The organism is Haemophilus sp. SZY H35, assembly GCF_018829705.1.
GTDB lineage: Bacteria > Pseudomonadota > Gammaproteobacteria > Enterobacterales > Pasteurellaceae > Haemophilus > Haemophilus haemolyticus_K.
On record NZ_JAHKJZ010000001.1, the window covers coordinates 601,644 to 621,063 of the forward strand.

At 38.4% G+C, this 19,420-nt stretch carries 15 protein-coding genes; 7 read left to right on the forward strand and 8 right to left on the reverse strand.

Going from position 1 to position 19,420, the window contains the following annotated elements:
* Window positions 1–71 precede the first annotated feature (71 nt).
* Entirely contained in the window at window positions 72–1,421 is a 1,350-nt protein-coding gene (gene gdhA / locus KP710_RS02760) for an NADP-specific glutamate dehydrogenase (protein ID WP_215770902.1), read from the forward strand.
* Between the two features lie 84 nt (window positions 1,422–1,505).
* Here the strand turns inward: gdhA and gshAB are convergent, their stop codons facing one another.
* The 8 genes from gshAB to KP710_RS02800 form a co-directional block, all read right to left on the reverse strand.
* Window positions 1,506–3,794, reverse strand: a complete 2,289-nt coding sequence (gene gshAB / locus KP710_RS02765) for a bifunctional glutamate--cysteine ligase GshA/glutathione synthetase GshB (protein ID WP_048954160.1) — start codon at window positions 3,792–3,794, stop codon at window positions 1,506–1,508.
* 173 nt (window positions 3,795–3,967) lie between these two features.
* Window positions 3,968–4,681: a TerC family protein gene (locus KP710_RS02770; RefSeq protein WP_048954161.1), complete on the reverse strand. Its 714-nt coding sequence runs from the start codon at window positions 4,679–4,681 to the stop codon at window positions 3,968–3,970.
* A gap of 97 nt (window positions 4,682–4,778) precedes the next feature.
* Entirely contained in the window at window positions 4,779–6,608 is a 1,830-nt protein-coding gene (uvrC, locus tag KP710_RS02775; protein WP_140523054.1) for an excinuclease ABC subunit UvrC, read from the reverse strand.
* Between the two features lies 1 nt (window position 6,609).
* The gene (gene kdsB / locus KP710_RS02780; RefSeq protein ID WP_048954163.1) at window positions 6,610–7,374 is read right to left on the reverse strand and encodes a 3-deoxy-manno-octulosonate cytidylyltransferase; all 765 of its coding nucleotides are present in this window, start codon (window positions 7,372–7,374) and stop codon (window positions 6,610–6,612) included.
* A gap of 3 nt (window positions 7,375–7,377) precedes the next feature.
* The gene (locus KP710_RS02785) at window positions 7,378–7,551 is read right to left on the reverse strand and encodes a Trm112 family protein (protein ID WP_181153955.1); all 174 of its coding nucleotides are present in this window, start codon (window positions 7,549–7,551) and stop codon (window positions 7,378–7,380) included.
* Window positions 7,547–8,554 (reverse strand): tetraacyldisaccharide 4'-kinase, encoded by a 1,008-nt coding sequence (gene lpxK / locus KP710_RS02790; RefSeq protein ID WP_048954164.1) that lies wholly within the window; start codon window positions 8,552–8,554, stop codon window positions 7,547–7,549. The genes KP710_RS02785 and lpxK overlap by 5 nt, the downstream gene beginning before the upstream one ends.
* Before the next feature lie 72 nt (window positions 8,555–8,626).
* A complete protein-coding gene (gene msbA, locus KP710_RS02795; RefSeq protein ID WP_215770903.1) occupies window positions 8,627–10,390 on the reverse strand; it encodes a lipid A ABC transporter ATP-binding protein/permease MsbA in 1,764 nt (587 codons plus the stop codon).
* Between the two features lie 45 nt (window positions 10,391–10,435).
* Window positions 10,436–12,802, reverse strand: a complete 2,367-nt coding sequence (locus tag KP710_RS02800) for a DNA internalization-related competence protein ComEC/Rec2 (protein ID WP_215770904.1) — start codon at window positions 12,800–12,802, stop codon at window positions 10,436–10,438.
* A 259-nt stretch (window positions 12,803–13,061) separates the two neighbouring features.
* Here KP710_RS02800 and dksA point away from each other — a divergent pair, with 259 nt between their 5' ends.
* From dksA to mutL, 6 genes are all read left to right on the forward strand, one after another.
* Entirely contained in the window at window positions 13,062–13,499 is a 438-nt protein-coding gene (gene dksA, locus KP710_RS02805; RefSeq protein WP_005627987.1) for an RNA polymerase-binding protein DksA, read from the forward strand.
* Window positions 13,500–13,746: 247 nt separating this feature from the next.
* Window positions 13,747–15,105: a polynucleotide adenylyltransferase PcnB gene (pcnB, locus tag KP710_RS02810; protein ID WP_215770905.1), complete on the forward strand. Its 1,359-nt coding sequence runs from the start codon at window positions 13,747–13,749 to the stop codon at window positions 15,103–15,105.
* A gap of 8 nt (window positions 15,106–15,113) precedes the next feature.
* Complete coding sequence (folK, locus tag KP710_RS02815; RefSeq protein ID WP_215770906.1) at window positions 15,114–15,596, forward strand: 2-amino-4-hydroxy-6-hydroxymethyldihydropteridine diphosphokinase; 483 nt, start codon at window positions 15,114–15,116, stop codon at window positions 15,594–15,596.
* Between the two features lie 75 nt (window positions 15,597–15,671).
* Entirely contained in the window at window positions 15,672–16,148 is a 477-nt protein-coding gene (tsaE, locus tag KP710_RS02820; protein WP_005635434.1) for a tRNA (adenosine(37)-N6)-threonylcarbamoyltransferase complex ATPase subunit type 1 TsaE, read from the forward strand.
* A gap of 7 nt (window positions 16,149–16,155) precedes the next feature.
* The gene (locus KP710_RS02825; RefSeq protein ID WP_215770462.1) at window positions 16,156–17,526 is read left to right on the forward strand and encodes an N-acetylmuramoyl-L-alanine amidase; all 1,371 of its coding nucleotides are present in this window, start codon (window positions 16,156–16,158) and stop codon (window positions 17,524–17,526) included.
* Window positions 17,527–19,416 (forward strand): DNA mismatch repair endonuclease MutL, encoded by a 1,890-nt coding sequence (gene mutL, locus KP710_RS02830; RefSeq protein WP_215770461.1) that lies wholly within the window; start codon window positions 17,527–17,529, stop codon window positions 19,414–19,416.
* Window positions 19,417–19,420 lie beyond the last annotated feature (4 nt).

Consider the following 19,420-nt stretch of genomic DNA (forward strand, 5'->3'; position numbering starts at 1 on the left):
TCACTAAGCCCCATCTAGAGGGTGATTCAAATACATACAGAAAAATACAACATCAATAGAGGAAACACATTATGACAATAATTACATCATTAGACGAATTTCTTGGGAAAATCGCTCAAAGAGATGCTCACCAACCTGAATTTTTACAGGCTGTTCGTGAAGTCTTCACTTCAATCTGGCCTTTCTTGGAAGCAAACCCTAAATACCGTTCAGAAGCTTTATTAGAGCGTTTAGTTGAGCCAGAGCGAGCATTCCAATTCCGTGTGGCATGGACTGATGATAAAGGCCAAGTTCAAGTAAACCGAGCTTTCCGCGTGCAATTCAACAGTGCAATTGGTCCTTTTAAAGGGGGAATGCGTTTTCATCCATCCGTTAACTTATCGATTTTAAAATTCTTAGGTTTTGAACAGATCTTTAAAAATGCCTTAACCACATTGCCAATGGGTGGTGCGAAAGGGGGATCAGATTTTGATCCTAAAGGAAAATCAGATGCTGAAGTGATGCGTTTCTGCCAAGCGTTAATGGCCGAATTGTATCGTCATGTTGGCCCAGATACCGATGTGCCTGCTGGTGATATTGGGGTTGGTGGCCGTGAAGTAGGATATCTTGCAGGCTATATGAAAAAATTATCAAACCAAGCGGCTTGTGTGTTTACTGGTCGTGGTCTTTCATTCGGTGGGAGCTTAATTCGCCCAGAGGCAACAGGTTATGGATTGGTTTATTTTGCCCAAGCAATGCTTGCTGAGAAAGGGGATAGCTTCCAAGGTAAAACGGTTTTAGTTTCCGGTTCAGGTAACGTGGCACAATATGCGATTGAAAAAGCGATGGAGCTTGGTGCGAAAGTCGTAACCTGTTCAGACTCAGCAGGTTATGTGTATTTGCCTGAAGGATTTGATCGTGAAAAATTAGAGGCTTTATTAGAGCTCAAAAATGTAAAACGTGGTCGAGTAGAAGAATTTGCAAAACAATTTGGTCTTCAATATTTTGCAGGCAAACGCCCTTGGGAAGTGAAAGCCGATATTGCTCTTCCTTGCGCAACCCAAAACGAATTAGAGATTTTAGATGCGAAAGCCTTGATTAAAAATGGTGTGAAATTAGTCGCTGAAGGTGCAAACATGCCAACTACTATCGAAGCAACAGACGCATTCTTAGAGGCTGGTGTATTATTTGGTCCAGGTAAAGCAGCCAATGCTGGTGGCGTAGCGACCTCTGGCTTAGAAATGGCACAAAGTTCCCAACGCTTATATTGGACAGCAGAAGAAGTTGATGCCAAATTGCATCGTATTATGTTAGATATTCATTCTAACTGCAAAAAATATGGTTCTATCGCAGGTCAACAAAATATTAACTATGTGGTAGGAGCGAATATTGCAGGTTTTGTTAAAGTTGCGGATGCCATGTTGGCACAGGGTGTATATTAATTCAACACATATAACGTAAATGTCTCTTATTAACCGCACTTTAATTAGTTAAAGTGCGGTTATTTCTTGTCGCTTAATTTGATACTACATTTCTATATCTGGAAATAACATTTTAATAACGTTCTTAGTCAATCTTCTTGATTTACCTTGATAAGGGAAAATATGCATCATCATCATTGGATTAAAATTAGCTTCAATTACTCCCCAGGAGTTTAAGGATGGTTCAGCTTGTTTTGTTAAATCAGGAATAATTAAATCGACCCCGCAAACTTTAGCCCCCATTGCATGAGCAACTCCTACAGCAATCTGTTTATAACTCTCGTGCATTTTATCAGTCATATCAATAGAATCCCCTCCCGTACTGATATTAGAATTAGCACGTAACTGCACAATTTGGCCGGCCTGAGGTACACTATCTGGTGTTAATCCTTGTTCTTTTAACTGTAATAATTCTATGTCACCTAAAGCGATCTTTTTGAGAGGTGAGCGAGAACCATCTCCCCGTAAAGGATCCGCATTTTTTATCTCGACCAATTCACGCACCGTGTTCTTTCCATCACCTATAACATTTGCAGGCACACGCAACAACACTGCAAGCGTTTCATCCCCCAAAACAAAGAAGCGATATTCTGTACCAACTAAATAATCTTCAACCATCACTTCTTTATCTTCTCGAAAAGCAATTTCAATCGCTTTGACAAAATCATCTCGATGTGTCACACCCTGTTTGAAAATTGTGATACCTAAACCATAATTTGTGGATTTTGGTTTAATAACAACAGAGCGTCCTTCAAATAAAGCATAATGTGCAACGGCCTGTTCAATCGATGTAAATTCCAAGCTTTTTGGTACATTAAAACCAGCCTTTGATAATACTTTCTTTGTCACTACCTTATTTTCCATAATCAATGGAGAGATATATTGATCATGGCTAGTCATATTACCATTTTTAACATATTCAAGGTGTTCACCAAATTTAAGCGCAAGAAATTGATCATTCTCATCTAAAATTTCAGTCGTAACACCTTTTTGAATTAAATCAAATAATAAAGCCTGAGTGGAGAGTTCCATATTATCAAATGAAGATAAAGCATAAAAACGTTTAAAAGCTAGAGCTTTATATTGCTTCGCAAGTTTTACCCCCAAGGCTTTATAACTTCCCTCCTGCTCAATCGCTTTGAGCAATTTTCCATTTACTGTTAGACTTGGTTCTGCCAATTGCACCAATTTTTCTTCCGAAATTTTAACCGCTCTTTCATCTGCATTGATAATTTTCAACATATCAATAATTTGGCTTAATATTGCTTCACCTTCTTCTCTAAATGCTGTTTGCTCGCGAGGATCTTCAAGAGATACTTGATATAATCTTTGTTTACCAAGCTCTACTTCTTTTTGACCACTTGTCTCATCAAGCCATAACATTCCTAATAAGAAAATATGAATAAATTTTGCATCATCTAGACTGATACCATATGGCTCAAGTGGATTCAAATCAAACAAACGAAATTCTGCATATTGAACGCCTTTTTCTAGCAATTCACGAGCTTTTTTCGAACCTCGTAAACGAACATTAGAATAAAATTCTTTTTCTGCAATCAAATGACCAGATTTAACTTGAAACTCTAATGTTTCTACATAATTTTCAAGGTTATCATGATTCACCACAACATTAGATGAATTAACGTAACCATAGGGACTAGAACGTAAACTACGTACTAACTGCCCCTCTTTCAAAGGAAAATTCAGTACACCATTTCGAGAAAAATAATTTGCTTCCACTGTCGGACTTGCTGCAAGTAAATAGACTAAAATCCACTGATAGCGTAGAAAATTATTAGCCAATTTCATATATAAGGCATTTTGAAAATCTTTAAGATGAGTATATTCATCTTGCAACAAGAATATAGCTTTCACAAATTCAGATGACAGTTGGAAATTGTAGTGAATTCCACTTACCATTTGCTTGTATTTACCATATTGTTTAGACAGATGCTCGCGATATTCAACATCTTCCTGTTTATCAAGCTGCGCCTCTTGAATCTCATTTTCTGGTGGTAATCCCGCTGGCATACTAAATGGGAAAATGTATTCATTTTCAGGTAAAGAACGCAACACCACCTCATGAATTGCAGAAAGCCAACGTAGGCTATCTTCCAGTTTAGTATTTGGTGGCGTAATCAACTCAAGCTGGCTTTCGGCAAAATCTGTTTGAATATAGGGATGATAAGAACGATTACCAAATACACGTGGATGAGGCGTCGTTACAATATTTCCCTTATCGTCAATACGTTGACTTTCCTTTTCTAAACCAAATTGACCTTGCTGAAAAAGTAAACCTAGTTGATATTGTTTAACCCATTGTTGTAATTTCATTATGTCCTCTTTCAAATAAAACTTTTGTTGAAATAATATCACACTAAAAGAGTCTGCTTTATGTTGAAATGGAACTGAATAGATGGTTTAGTTATATAAAAATTAACTAAATAAACTAAAAGGGCCAAGTTCCTCAAATAACAGAACTCAGCCCTTAAATTATTTTTAATCTTCTATTTCATCCGTTTTCTCATTCGAATATTTATCATTTCGACCACAACAGAGAATCCCATTGCAAAATAAATGTAACCTTTCGGGATGTGAATATCTAAACTTTCCGCAATTAAACTAATTCCGACTAAAATTAAGAAGGCTAAAGCCAGAATTTTCAACGTTGGGTGTGTATCCACAAAATCGCCGATTGGTTTTGCCGCAAACATCATCACCCCCACGGCAATAATAATCGCAAAAATCATAACAGGAAGATGGCTTGCCATACCTACCGCGGTAATGACAGAATCTAAAGAAAATACAATATCTAGCACAGCAATTTGAATTAATACACCAAGATAACTCACTTTGTTTTTGCTTTCCGATTCATGGTGTTCTTGATGATTTATCGCCTCTTTAATTTCGCCAGAACTTTTTATAATCAGGAATAAACCACCGATTAATAAAATCAAATCACGCCCAGAAATTTCTTGATTAAACACAGTAAATAACGGTGCAGTAAGCTTCATCATCCAAGCAAGTGACATTAAAAGTAAAATTCTTGTTATCATTGCCAAACCAAGTCCAACAATACGACCAGACTGGCGTTGTCGTTCAGGTAAACGTCCAACTAGGATGCTAATAAAAATGATATTGTCGATCCCTAAAACGATCTCCAACGCGGCAAGTGTCGCAAGTGATACCCACGCCTCAGGATCGGTAATCCATTCAAACATAATTTTTCCTATAATAGAGTTAAATAAATCCGAAAGTGCGGATCATAATGGCTTTATGATGAAAAGCAATCGTTATTTACATTTAAGAGATAATTGATTAATCGTTTTTGAGCGTTTCAAAAATCGTTTCGGCAAGTTTAAGGGAAATTCCAGGCACAGAGGCTATTTCATCTAAGGTTGCCTTTTTCACACCTTGTAAACCACCAAGATATTTCAGTAAAGCCTGACGACGTTTAGCGCCCACACCTTCAATGGTTTCTAAACCACTTTGTGTAAAGGCTTTTTGACGTTTTTTACGGTGTCCGCTTATTGCGTGATTATGGCTTTCATCACGGATGTGTTGAATCAAATGCAATGCCAAACTATCATCAGGCAAATGAATTTCGCGGTCTTGTTTGCTGATGATCAGCACTTCCTGCCCTGCTCGACGATCCATACCTTTTGCTACGCCAATTAAGTGCGGTCTATTTTTATCCCATTTTACTTGAAGATGTTGGAATACTTTCATCGCACGATTTAACTGTCCTTTTCCACCATCAATAAAAATAATATCGGGAATTTTATCTTCTTCTAAATCACGCTCATAACGTTTCTGTAACGCTTGTTCCATCGCAGCATAATCATCCCCGCCAGTAATGCCTTCAATATTAAAACGACGATAATCAGATTTTAGTGGACCTTCTTGATTAAAGACAACACAAGATGCTACCGTTTGATTTCCCATCGTGTGGCTTATATCGAAACATTCCATACGCTTAATTTCAGGAAGATTTAACAGATCACACAACGCTTGATAACGCTCCGACATTCGTGAAGATTGTTTAAGTTGTACATTTAAAGCCGCTTTAGCATTAACTTGTGCGAGCTGTAAGTATTTACTCTTATCGCCTTTTACGCTTTCTTGAATTGTCACTTTTCTGCCTGCTTGATCCGTAAGAAGTTGCTCAAGCTCTGGTTTTTCAGATAATTGACGATCGACAATAATGCTATTCGGGATACTTCGTCCTTGATGACCTTGTAAATAAAATTGCCCTACAAAAGTTTCGGTAAGTTCTGATAAATCTGTATTGGCGGGAACCTTCGGGAAATAACTGCGATTGCCTAGCACTTTTCCTTGACGAATAAACATCACTTGTACGCAGGCTAAACCATGTTGGTAAGCGATAGACATAATATCCATGTCATCTAAACGCTCATTGGATACAAATTGTTTTTCTATAACTGAACGCACCGCTTGAATTTGATCGCGATAACGAGCAGCCTGTTCAAAATCTAAATTTCTGCTTGCCTGCTCCATTTTACCGATTAAATAATCTAACACCTGTTGATCTTTGCCTTGTAAAAACAAGCGCGCTAATTCAACTTGCTGATTATATTCTTCATCAGAAACATATCCCTGTACACAAGGCGCAGAACAACGCCCAATTTGATACTGCAAACAAGGACGAGAGCGGTTGGAATAAACGGAATTTTCACATTGGCGAACAGGGAAAAGTTTTTGCAAAAGCGATAAAGTTTCACGCACAGCCCCCGCGTGAGGATAAGGCCCGAAATATTCGCCTTCAAATTTTTTAGAACCACGATAAGAAGTAATTCTTGGGTGGCGTTCTTTGGTTAATAAAATAAATGGGTAGGATTTATCATCACGCAATAATACATTATAGCGAGGCTGATAAAGCTTGATGAAATTATGCTCTAGCAGTAAAGCTTCCGTTTCAGATGAAGTTAGCGTGGTGTCAATATGATGAATTGACGCCACCAACGCTTCTGTTTTTTTACTGCTCAGATTTTTACGAAAATAGCTTGAAAGACGTTTCTTTAAATCCTTTGCTTTCCCAACATAAATAACCTGATCTTTATCGTCATACATACGATAAACACCAGGTTCGTGAGAGACATCCGCTAAGAACTTTTTAGCATCAAACATTTTAATTCGCCGCTAAAATTGCCCGCACTTTTTCCAAATCTTCAGCGGTATCGACCCCCACAGCAGGCACTTCTTTCGCAAGTTCAACATGAATGCGTTCGCCATTATATAACACACGAAGCTGCTCTAGTTTTTCTAGATTTTCAAGTTGAGTCGGTGCCCATTGCACATATTGCTTTATGAAACCCGCACGATATGCGTAAATGCCAATATGACGTAAGTAAGCGTCCGCAAGCTGTACTTTCTGAACATCCTGTAAATTCATAAACTGATCACGATCGTAAGGAATAACCGAACGGGAAAAATACAGTACATAGCCATCTTTATCTGTTAACACTTTCACTGCATTTGGATTGAATAATTCCTCAGCATCATGAATTTTTACTGCAAGGCTTGCCATATTGACGTTAAATTTAGCTAAATTATCTGCTACTTGTCGCACAATAACGGGTGGAATCAAAGGCTCATCGCCTTGAATATTGACAATGATTTCATTGTCAGGAATCGCTAATTTTTCTACAACTTCCGCTAAACGTTCTGTACCAGAATTATGATTAACCGAAGTCATACACACTTCAGCACCAAAACGTTTGGCAACATCAGCAACATTTTCATTATCAGTGGCAATAATCACTCGGCTCGCTCCAGACTGCAATGCTTTCTCAAATACATGTTGAATCATTGGCTTACCTGCAATATCAGCAAGAGGTTTTCCTGGCAAACGACTTGATGCAAAACGAGCGGGGATAATCACGGTAAATGACATAATTTATTCCTTATTCTTTAATATTTCAGCTTTATCGGCAAGCAACACTGGCACACCATTTTTAATAGGATAAGCAATCTGTTCATAACAACAAATTAATCGTTGATTTTCTTGATCATATTGCAATCGAGCTAAACAACGCGGGCAAGCAATCACTTCAAGCAACAGAGGATTAATCTTTTCTGACATTTCTGTATTGCTCCACAAGTTTGTCTATTTTGGTCCAAAAGAGCAGTAAACTTTCACGTTGTTTTTCAGCCTCAAGAATCTCCGCATCCACAGGAACATACCACCAATTATCTTTCGCAAAAGATTGGCATTTTACGGCATCTTTTTCCGTCATAAAGAGCGGTTGATTTTCTGCAAGTTTTTCTAATTGAGATGCCTCAAAATGTTGATGATCTTGAAATGCTTGAGTTCGCTCTAATTGAATCCCTAAGTTTTCTAACATAGTAAAAAAACGCTGTGGATTGCCAATCCCTGCGATGACAACACCCGATTGAAATTCATTTAATTGGCGTTTTTCATTGGTTTTTAAATTAATCGCGAAATGAGGCACAAGACACATAACTGCATCTGAATACTGATTTTTTCCACCATTAGTGATTACAAAATCTACGGATTTTAATCGACTTGGTAATTCACGCAATGGGCCTGCTGGCAATACAAAACCATTTCCCAATGCGCGCTCAGCATCCATTACGACAATTTCTAAATCACGCTGTAATTTATAATGCTGTAAACCATCGTCAGAAATAATAATATCGCACTCTGCTTGGCTTAAGAGTAATACAATCGCTTCCTGGCGATTCGGGGAAATCACAACTGGCGCATTGGTGCGTTTAGCGATCAATACAGGCTCATCGCCACCTTCAATCGGATTCGTATTTTCAGTAACGAATAACGGATACGTTTTAGATTTACTGCCGTAACCACGAGAAATCACACCTACGCGCAGACCTTGTTTTTTTAATTCTTCCACAAGCCAAACAACCACGGGCGTTTTGCCATTTCCACCAACAGACAAATTTCCCACAACTATCACTGGTTTTGGTGCGCGATAAGAAGACTTGAGCCCCAAAGAGAATAAGGCGCGACGAATTTGGCTAATCAACCAAAACAATAAAGAAAAAGGCGATAAGAGCCAAATAAGTTTGGAGTTGGAATACCAGAAGGGCATAGAAAATCCTTTCTAATAAGTGCGGATAAAATAACGCGAGTTTTTCAACTCGCGTTTTCGATAATTAATAAATTAACCACTAAACTGCATACTGTGTAATTGTTTATAGGCGCCATTTTGTTCAAGCAATGCCTTATGGTTACCGCGCTCACGAATTTCTCCGTGATCAATCACAAGAATTTCATCCGCATTTTCAATTGTTGATAAACGATGAGCGATTACGATAACAGTACGGTCCTTCTTCAATTCATCTAATGCAGATTGAATTGCTCGTTCTGACTCTGTATCTAGTGCAGATGTGGCTTCATCTAAAATTAATACTGGAGAATTACGCAATAAAGCACGAGCAATCGCTAAACGTTGACGTTGGCCACCGGACAGGCTCGCACCGTTTTCACCAATGACCGTATCAAAACCTTGTGGTAATTTTTCGATAAACTCTAAAGCATAAGCCGCTTTTGCTGCAGCGATAATTTCTTCGCGAGAATACTTATCTTGTGCTGCATAAGCAATATTATTCGCAATGGTATCATTAAATAAATGTACTTGTTGAGAAACCACAGCGCAGTTTTCACGTAAATTAGATAAACGATAATCTTGGATATTTACGCCATCCAGTAAAATTTCACCTTGATCAATATCGTAAAAACGCGTCACTAAATTAGCGATGGTTGATTTACCCGATCCAGAACGCCCCACTAGGGCTACGGTTTTTCCTGCTGGCACGCTGAAAGAAATATTATTTAATGCAAGTTCCTCTTTTCCTTGATATGCAAAACTCACATTTTTAAATTCTAGCGCACCTTTCGCTGGTTCAGCTTGGTAAGTCCCATTATCTTTTTCTGGTTCTAAATCTAAAATGGCAAACAGCGTTTGACACGCTGCCATTCCACGTTGGAATTGAGAGTTTACATTCGTTAAAGATTTTAATGGGCGCATCATCGCCAACATAGATGAGAAAACCACCGTAAAAGAACCCGCACTTAGGTTATCCTCCGCAATCAACGGGGTCGTCGCTAAAAACAACACTACCGCCAAAGCAAGAGAAGCAATAATCTGCACCACGGGGTCGGAAATGGAGTCTGCAGTGACCATTTTCATACCTTTACGACGCATATTGTTACTAACTTTATTAAAACGCTCTTCCTCTACAAGCTGACCACCAAACGAAAGGACGACTTTATGTCCTTTCAACATTTGTTCGGTCGTCGCTGTTAATTCTCCCATTGAATCTTGTAAATTCTTACTCAATTTACGGAAAATTTTTGACACGATGGTGATCAACAACGCAATAATTGGCCCGATCACAAATAAAACAAGCGTTAATTCCCAGCTTGTATAAAACATTACGGCCAATAGCGAAATAATATATGCTCCTTCTCGCACAATAGTAATCAAGGATCCTGAAGAAGAACTTGCAATCATCTCAGAATCATACGTGATACGAGAAAGTAATTTACCTGTTGAATTTCTGTCAAAGAAACTCACTGGCATAAACATCAAATGTTTAAACAAGCGGCGACGCATTGTCATGACAACTTTGCCTGATACCCACGCCAAACAATAATTAGAAATAAAGTTGGTAATGCCGCGTAAAATAATCATCCCAACGACGACAAAAGCCATAATTTTCAAAAATGAATGGTTTGCCTTGCCAAAACCATCGTCCAACAAAGGTTTTAACAAGTAAATCAAACCTGAATCAGCCAACGCATTCAAAACTAATGCTATGCCCGAAACAACAAGCCCCGCTTTAAAAGGTTTAATTGTTGGCCACAAACGCTTAAAAGTTTGTAAGGTTGAAAAATCATTTTCTTGTAATTTTTGCTCTTGCATAATCGCTATCTAATGTAATGGTAAAAATTGCGCGCATTGTACCTTTTATTCGCTCGAGAATCCAATTACACGCGCATACCAAGGGGAAAATTCTGTGCGTGCTTGTTGGATTTCTAATCGGTCTTTAAAAAAATTTACCCTTACTTGCCCTGAAATAGCGGTATTTTTCACCACACTTTTATAACGATGTAGCCTTTCCATAACCGAATAATGAGGGAATTTCCACGGATTCCAACGTCCACTAGAAATAATCGCTATATCTGGTCTAACCTGGGAAAGTAAATATTCACTTGTCGATGTTTTACTCCCATGATGCCCCACTTGTAACACATCAATTTTTCCTAAAGTGCGGGCAAAAATTTGCTCATTTTTTACTTCAGCATCGCCAGTCAACAAAACGCTATGCTTTCCATCATCAACTAAAATCACACAAGAATGGGGATTATCTGCTCGCTCCACAATAGAGTGTGGTGAAAGTATTTGAAAATGTAGCCCTTGCCAATCCCAATCACGTCCAGCAGTACAAAAAGTGCGGTGATTTTCCCCATAGTTTTTTCGTGAAGGAGTAATAAATTCCACATTCCGATACGCCTTTAAAATTATCGAAGCACCACCTGCATGATCGTTATCGTCGTGGCTCAAAATCAATTTTTCCAAAGTAATCCCTTCTCGTTGCAAATAAGGCAAAATTTCTAATTCAGCCATATTTCCCCCTTGCCATGCAGGGCCTGTATCATAGAGAATCCCTTTACCATTTTTTACAATCAAAGTAGCTAAGCCCTGCCCCACATCTAAAGTATCTACCTGCCAAATTGGCTTGCTTAGTTGCTTGAACAACAAAATCATAAAACACAGCGACATAATGCCGAAAGAACATCGCAAAACGTTGATTCGATCATTTTTTAGCAAAGGTTTACTGAGATTTAATGTAAAAAATCTTGCTCGTTTTATTTGTTTGGTTGATGATGAAATCTCGGGTTCTCGGTAAACACTCCAAATAATTAGCATAAAAATTCCTGCACAAAGTGCGGTTAAAACCAGCGCTAAATTTAATGAAACATTAAACCAATTTCCTTGAAAAACAGAAATTAACCAAGTGATTCCTTCCGCTAGTTTGTTTGCAAGTTGCCAAGAAAAACAAGCTCCATTAGTAAAAACAGCAAATAAAATCAAGGGTACGAGGAAAAAACTATAAAGTGGTACGGCAATAAGATTGGCTAAAAATCCACTCAACGATAAGCCATTAAATAAAAAAAGCTGCAAAGGCGTAAAAAAGAGCAATAACCCAAATTGCAAATGAAATAAACTTAAAATCCACCGCACTTTTGGTGAAAAGGATTGATTTTTCCATTGAAAAAGAGAAAAAGGCACATAACGATACCATAGGATCAAACAAGCAACGGCTCCACAAGAAAGCCAAAAACTGACCGAAAGTGGCATTAATGGATCGCAGAAAAGCAAGAATCCGACAACCAGCGTAAAAAGCTGAAGAGGCGAATAATGTCGCCTCATTATTTGAATGAAGAAAACAAAAACAAGTGCTGAAATGGCACGAAAAGTGGGTACGCTAAAACCAGCCAAATACGCATAAATTAAAGCAAATAAAACACCAAAAACTAAAGGAAAATAAGGATGAATAAAACGGGTGGGGAAAAATACTTGCACAACACGCACCAAGTAAAATCCAATCCCCATAGCCAACCCAATATGTAAGCCAGAAATAGCAATAAGATGCGCGGTATTGGTTTGTTGGTAAATTGACCAAGTGGTTTTATCTAACCACGCTCGTTCGCCAAAAGCTAACGCGATCAATAAACCTTGTAGAGATAATCCTTTCGTTTGCTTCTTTACTTGTTGCAATTTTTCTGCTCGCAATGATGAAATATCAGCAATTTTCACCGCACTTTTTACGGTTCCAACAGCCATAATCCCCTTTGAAAAATACCATTGTTGCCGATCAAATCCACCAAAATTTAATCGCGCAGAAAGTGGCCGTAAGGAAATTTCCGCTTGCCAAATTTCCGATAATTGAGGCACTTCTTTTGCCTTCCAATTTAAAAAAATTCGTTGCTCTCGTAAGTTATCCGCCAATGTTGCTGTGGCGATAATAGTTTGATAATCCTGTTGGTGCAAAATTTCTTGAATCTCAAAAGTCACCACTTGTTTTTGAGCGGTAACGCTTTGAGTCTGTTGTAACAAGCTGAATGCGGAATGATGTGTATACCCTAGAGAAACAACAAAAAAAGCAAGAAAAACTAAGAAGTTTCTGCGTACAAAGATAAAAAGAAAAATCAAGGTAAGCGCAATAACCAGCGCAACTTGCCAAGGCAATAGCAATGACTGTGGTAGAAATAACAACGTTAAATCCGCAACAATCAACAAGATAACCAAAGTTATTAAGTTTAATTTCATTTTTATAGCTATTTTAGGCTTATCGTTCTAAGCCTAAAATAGATTCATCTCAATGTGCAAAAGGTTGCTGACGTTTCTGCGATCTATATCGCAAAAATAAATGTTTCAGGAAAATTTACTTGCTAAAAAAAACAACTTCTGATATTTATAGCGCCCTCAAAAATTGGGTTCCTAAAAGTGCTGTCAGGAACAAACTAAAATAACAAGACAGGAAGTCGTGAAGTTCACGCTTAAATTCTGTATGTATTAGGAGTGAGAGATGTCAAAAGCATCGTTGAGCTTGCTAGATTTAGCAGGCGTAAAGCCTTATCAAATGAAAAAAGATGAAGAATATATGAGTGAAGATCAAATTCTTCATTTCAGAAAAATTCTTAATGCTTGGCACGAGCAAATCGTGGAAGAAGCTTCTCGCACCGTTGCACATATGCAGGATGAAGTGACCAATTTCCCCGATCCCGCAGACCGAGCAACTCAGGAAGAGGAATTCAGTCTAGAATTACGTAATCGCGATCGCGAACGTAAACTAATGAAAAAAATTGAAGCAACCCTGAAAAAACTTGATACCGATGATTTTGGTTACTGCGATTGTTGTGGTGAAGAAATTGGCATTCGCCGTTTAGAAGCACGCCCAACAGCAGATCTTTGCATTGATTGCAAAACTTTAGCTGAAATCCGCGAAAAACAAGTCGCTGGTTAATTGATTCTATTGAAAAATACAAAAGTGCGGTTAAAATTAGCCGCACTTTTTTGCATTTAAAAATGCGGAAAAATCCCCTTGCCTTTTCTTTACAGAAAAAGAGCTAAACCATTTATTTCCAACTAAAAAAACGGAGTAAATTATTCTTACTTATATCAAAAATTTGTTTGGCAAGAAGACAAAAAAATCAAAAGAGGTTGCCAAAACAAGTGCTCATTCTAAACGAGTTGAGCGTTCCAATACTCAAATGCCAAAAGCGCGGGCAAAAAAATCAGAACAAACACACCGCTACGATAAAAATGTAATTAAAGCGGCTCAATTTGATATTTCACCGCGTGATTTTAGCCGTAATGCACTCACCGTAGTGGAAAAACTGCAACGTCAAGGTTTCGAAGCTTATATCGTCGGTGGATGTATCCGCGATTTATTGCTCGGTAAAAAACCAAAAGATTTTGATGTTGCAACAAACGCCCGTCCTGAGCAAATCCAAAATATTTTCCAACGCCAATGCCGTTTAGTGGGTCGCCGTTTCCGATTAGCACATATTATGTTTGGTCGAGATATTATTGAAGTTGCCACTTTCCGTGCCAATCACAGTGATGCTCGCAATGAAAATCAAGCGAAACAGAGCAATGAAGGCATGTTACTGCGCGATAATGTTTACGGTACGATCGAACAAGATGCAGAACGCCGAGACTTTACGGTCAATGCGCTGTATTACAATCCGCAAGACAATACCTTACGTGATTATTTTGATGGTATTCATGATCTCAAAGCGGGAAAACTACGCTTAATTGGTGATCCAGTTACGCGTTATCAAGAAGATCCTGTACGCATGCTACGCTCCATTCGTTTCATGGCAAAACTTGATATGTTCCTTGAAAAACCGAGCGAACAACCAATTCGTGAACTTGCGCCTTTATTAAAAAATATTCCGCCAGCTCGCTTATTTGATGAAAGTTTAAAATTATTACAAGCAGGAGAAGGGGTAAAAACCTATCGCTTATTACGCCAATATGGTTTATTTGAACAACTTTTCCCTGCATTAAGCCCATATTTTACAGAGAAAGAAGATAGCTTTGCAGAACGCATGATCGTCACCGCACTTACTTCTACGGATGAACGTGTTGCGGATAAACTTCGTATTAATCCTGCATTCTTATTTGCAGCATTTTTCTGGTATCCATTACGCGAAAAAGTGGAAATATTGAAAAATGAAGGCGGTTTAAATAATCATGATGCTTATGCTTTGGCGGGGAATGAAGTTTTAGATTTATTCTGCCGTACTTTGGCTGCACCTCGTCGTCATACTGCTGTCATTCGGGATATTTGGTTCTTACAGCTACAATTATTAAAACGTACTGGTTCAGCACCAATGCGCACCATGGAACACCCAAAATTCCGTGCTGGCTTTGATTTACTGGCTATGCGTGCGGAAATTGAAGGTGGAGAAACGATTGAATTAGCCAAATGGTGGCACGAATATCAATTCAGCAATGGTGAACAGCGCGAACAGTTGGTACACGAGCAACAACGCCTACATCCCAAACCAAAGAAAAAATACTACCGCCCACGCCGTCGTAAAACAACGCGCTCATCAGAATAAGGGAAGAGATGATTACTGCATATATTGCCCTTGGTAGCAATTTGAATACACCAGTAGAACAATTACATTCTGCGCTTAAAGAGATAAGTCAGTTACCAAACACACATTTGGTAACGACGAGCGCTTTTTATAAAAGCAAACCACTCGGCCCACAAGATCAACCCGATTATGTGAATGCCGTTGCAAAAATTAAAACCGACCTTAGCCCGCTTGCACTATTAGATGAATTGCAACGCATTGAAAATGAGCAAGGTCGAGTACGTTTACGTCGCTGGGGTGAGCGTACGTTAGATTTGGATATTTTGCTTTACGGCAACGAAATCATTCAAAACGAACGCCTAACAATTCCTCATTATGATATGCATAATCGTGAGTTTGTCATTGTGCCGTTGTTTAAAATCGCATCGGATTTGGTCTTACCTAACACTCAACCACTAGCAGATTTGGTCAAGCAATTTGATGACCATGAAATGATAAAATTAAATCCCTAGAAATTTCACCGCACTTTTATGAACCTCAAAAGTGCGGTAGAATCTGCCCACATTTTTCTTCATTCATGACCCGTTATGGAAAGCTTAACTCAATATATCCCTGATGAATTTTCTATGCTCCGCTTCGGCAAAAAATTTGCGGAAATTCTTCTAAAATTGCATACCGAAAAAGCAATTATGGTTTATCTTAACGGTGATCTTGGGGCAGGAAAAACAACGCTGACACGCGGAATGCTGCAAGGTATCGGCCATCAGGGTAATGTAAAAAGCCCAACTTATACGCTGGTTGAAGAATACAATATTGCAGGCAAAATGATTTATCATTTTGATTTATATCGTTTAGCAGATCCTGAAGAGCTCGAATTTATGGGCATTAGAGATTATTTTAATACGGATAGCATCTGCTTAATTGAATGGTCTGAAAAAGGCCAAGGCATATTGCCGGAAGCGGATATTTTAGTAAATATTGATTATTACGATGATGCACGAAATATTGAATTAATCGCACAAACAAACTTAGGTAAAAATATTATAAAAGCATTCTCTAATTAATTTATTTATGAAAACTAAAATTTTATTTTTTCTTTTTTTCTCAACGTTTAGCTTCTCTCTTTTTGCAGCCCCAATTACGATTGCAATTGACCCAGGTCATGGAGGAAAAGATCCAGGTGCAATCAGCCGAAACTTGGGCATTTATGAAAAAAACGTCACCCTTTCGATTGCAAAAGAGTTAAAAGCCTTACTCGATAAAGATCCAAATTTTCGTGGCGTATTAACACGAAGCGGTGATTACTATATTTCCGTGCCTGAACGTTCAGAAATCGCACGTAAATTTAAAGCGAATTATCTCATTTCCATTCATGCGGATTCATCTGAATCACCTGAACGTCGCGGTGCATCAGTCTGGGTGTTGTCAAACCGTCGAGCCAATGATGAAATGGGTCAATGGTTAGAAGACGATGAAAAACGCTCCGAATTACTTGGTGGCGCAGGAAAAGTGCTTTCGCACAATAATGATAAATACCTAGATCAAACTGTACTTGATTTACAATTTGGTCATAGCCAACGTACAGGTTATGAACTTGGAAAACATATTTTAAGTCATTTTTCTAAAGTGACGACTTTAAGCCGCAGCGTTCCTCAACACGCAAGCCTTGGCGTTTTACGTTCTCCAGATATTCCTTCCGTATTAGTGGAGACAGGTTTTCTATCAAATTCTGATGAAGAACAAAAACTTAACTCACCAGCTTATCGTCGTCGTATCGCCTATATGATTTATGAGGGATTAGTGGTTTTCCGCGGCGGAAAAGCTAAATCTTTTATAAGTGATGATATTGTTCAGAATAGCAAACAAAGTGATACAAAAAATACTGAAAAAAATGACCGCACTTCCGATAAAAATACTAATGAGAACAGCGTAAAAGATAGCGGACTTCGCCATACAGTCAAAAATGGGGAAAGTTTAGGAAGCCTTGCGAATAAATATGATGTCAAAGTAGCAGACATTGTGACGTTAAATAAATTAAAACGCGAAGCACTTTGGATTGGTGAAACCATCAAAATTCCAGATAATGGAAAAACTCAGAAAGCACAAAATGAAAAAATAAATTCATCAAAAAATAAAGAAAGTGCGGTGAAAAAGACAGAGAAAACGACTGAGAAAACCAATACTGTAAAAGTAGAAAAATCAGAAAATAAAACGGATAAAAATACATCCTCAAATAAAACGAAACAAGAGGAAATCTCATCCACTAAAAAATCTGATGAGAAAAAAGAAATTCCGCTTTACCATGTCATTCAAAAAGATCAGACAATCTATGCTGTATCGCGAGAGTACAATATTTCAGTCAACCAAATTTTAAAACTGAATCCAAAATTAAAAGATGGTAAAGCCCTGAGCGGACAAAAAATTAAATTAAGAGAAAAATAAATGCCAATTAAAATTCTTTCCCCACAACTTGCTAACCAAATTGCTGCTGGTGAAGTGGTAGAACGCCCTGCGTCTGTGGTGAAAGAATTAGTGGAAAATAGCCTTGATGCAGGTGCAAATAAAATCCAAATCGATATCGAAAATGGTGGGGCAAATTTAATCCGCATTCGTGACAACGGCTGTGGCATTCCAAAAGAAGAATTAAGCCTGGCGTTAGCCCGACATGCTACGAGTAAAATAGCCGACCTTGACGATCTAGAAGCCATTTTAAGTTTGGGGTTTCGTGGCGAAGCATTGGCGAGTATCAGCTCGGTATCGCGCTTAACGCTTACCTCTCGCACAGCAGAGCAAACTGAAGCGTGGCAAGTTTATGCGCAAGGCCGTGATATGGAAACCACGATCAAACCCGCATCACATCCTATCGGCACAACAGTTGAAGTTGCCAATCTTTTTTTCAACACGCCAGCCCGCAGAAAATTTTTGCGTACAGATAAAACAGAATTTGCTCATATTGATGAAGTCATTCGTCGCATTGCTTTAACAAAATTCAATACGGCATTTACATTAACGCATAATGGGAAAATCATCCGTCAATATCGTCCTGCCGAAGAGCTCAATCAGCAACTAAAACGTGTTGCAGCTATTTGTGGAGATGATTTTGTCAAAAATGCCTTACGAATTGATTGGAAACACGATGATTTACACTTATCGGGCTGGGTAGCCACACCAAATTTTAGCCGAACTCAAAATGATTTAAGTTATTGCTATATTAATGGTCGAATGGTGAGAGATAAAGTGATCAGCCATGCTATTCGACAAGCCTATGCACAATATTTACCAACCGATGCTTATCCTGCATTTGTGTTGTTTATTGACTTAAACCCGCATGATGTGGATGTCAATGTTCATCCAACCAAACATGAAGTGCGCTTTCACCAACAACGCCTCATTCATGATTTTATTTACGAAGGCATCAGCCATGCGCTAAACAATCAAGAACAGCTTAATTGGCACACAGAGCAAAGTGCGGTAGAAAATCACGAAGAAAATATGGTGCGTGAACCCCAACCAAATTACAGCATTCGTCCTAATCGTGCAGCTGCGGGGCAAAATATCTTTGCGCCACAATATCATGAAAAACCACAGCAAAATCAAGCGCACTTTTCTAACACAGCAGTGTTGCCAAATCATGTAAGTACTGGTTATCGAGATTACCGTTCTGATGCACCGAGTAAAACTGAGCAACGTTTATATGGTGAATTGTTACGTACATTACCATCTACAGAGCAAAAGGATATATCGAATACTGCACAACAAAATATTTCAGATACAGCTAAAATCATCTCAACTGAAATAATTGGGTGCTCATCACATCTGCGCGCCCTTTCACTTGTTGAGAATCGCGCGCTGTTATTACAACAGAACCAAGATTTCTTTTTGCTTTCATTGGAAAAATTACAACGCTTGCAATGGCAATTGGCTTTACAACAAATACACATTGAACAACAGCCTTTATTGATTCCAATTGTGTTTCGCTTAACTGAATCACAATTTCAAGCATGGCAACAATATTCAGATGACTTCAAAAAAATTGGCTTTGAATTTATCGAAAATCAAGCACAATTACGCTTAACCTTAAATAAAGTGCCAAGTTTATTGCGTACACAAAATCTACAAAAATGCGTGATGGCAATGCTGACTAGAGAGGAAAATTCATCACCATTTTTAACCGCACTTTGCGCACAATTAGAATGCAAAGCCTTTAATGCTTTAGCGGATGCACTTAATTTATTGAGCGATACAGAACGTTTACTCACGCAAACAAATCGCACGGTATTTACCCAGTTGCTAAAACCTGTTAACTGGCAGCCTTTATTAAACGAAATTTAGATTC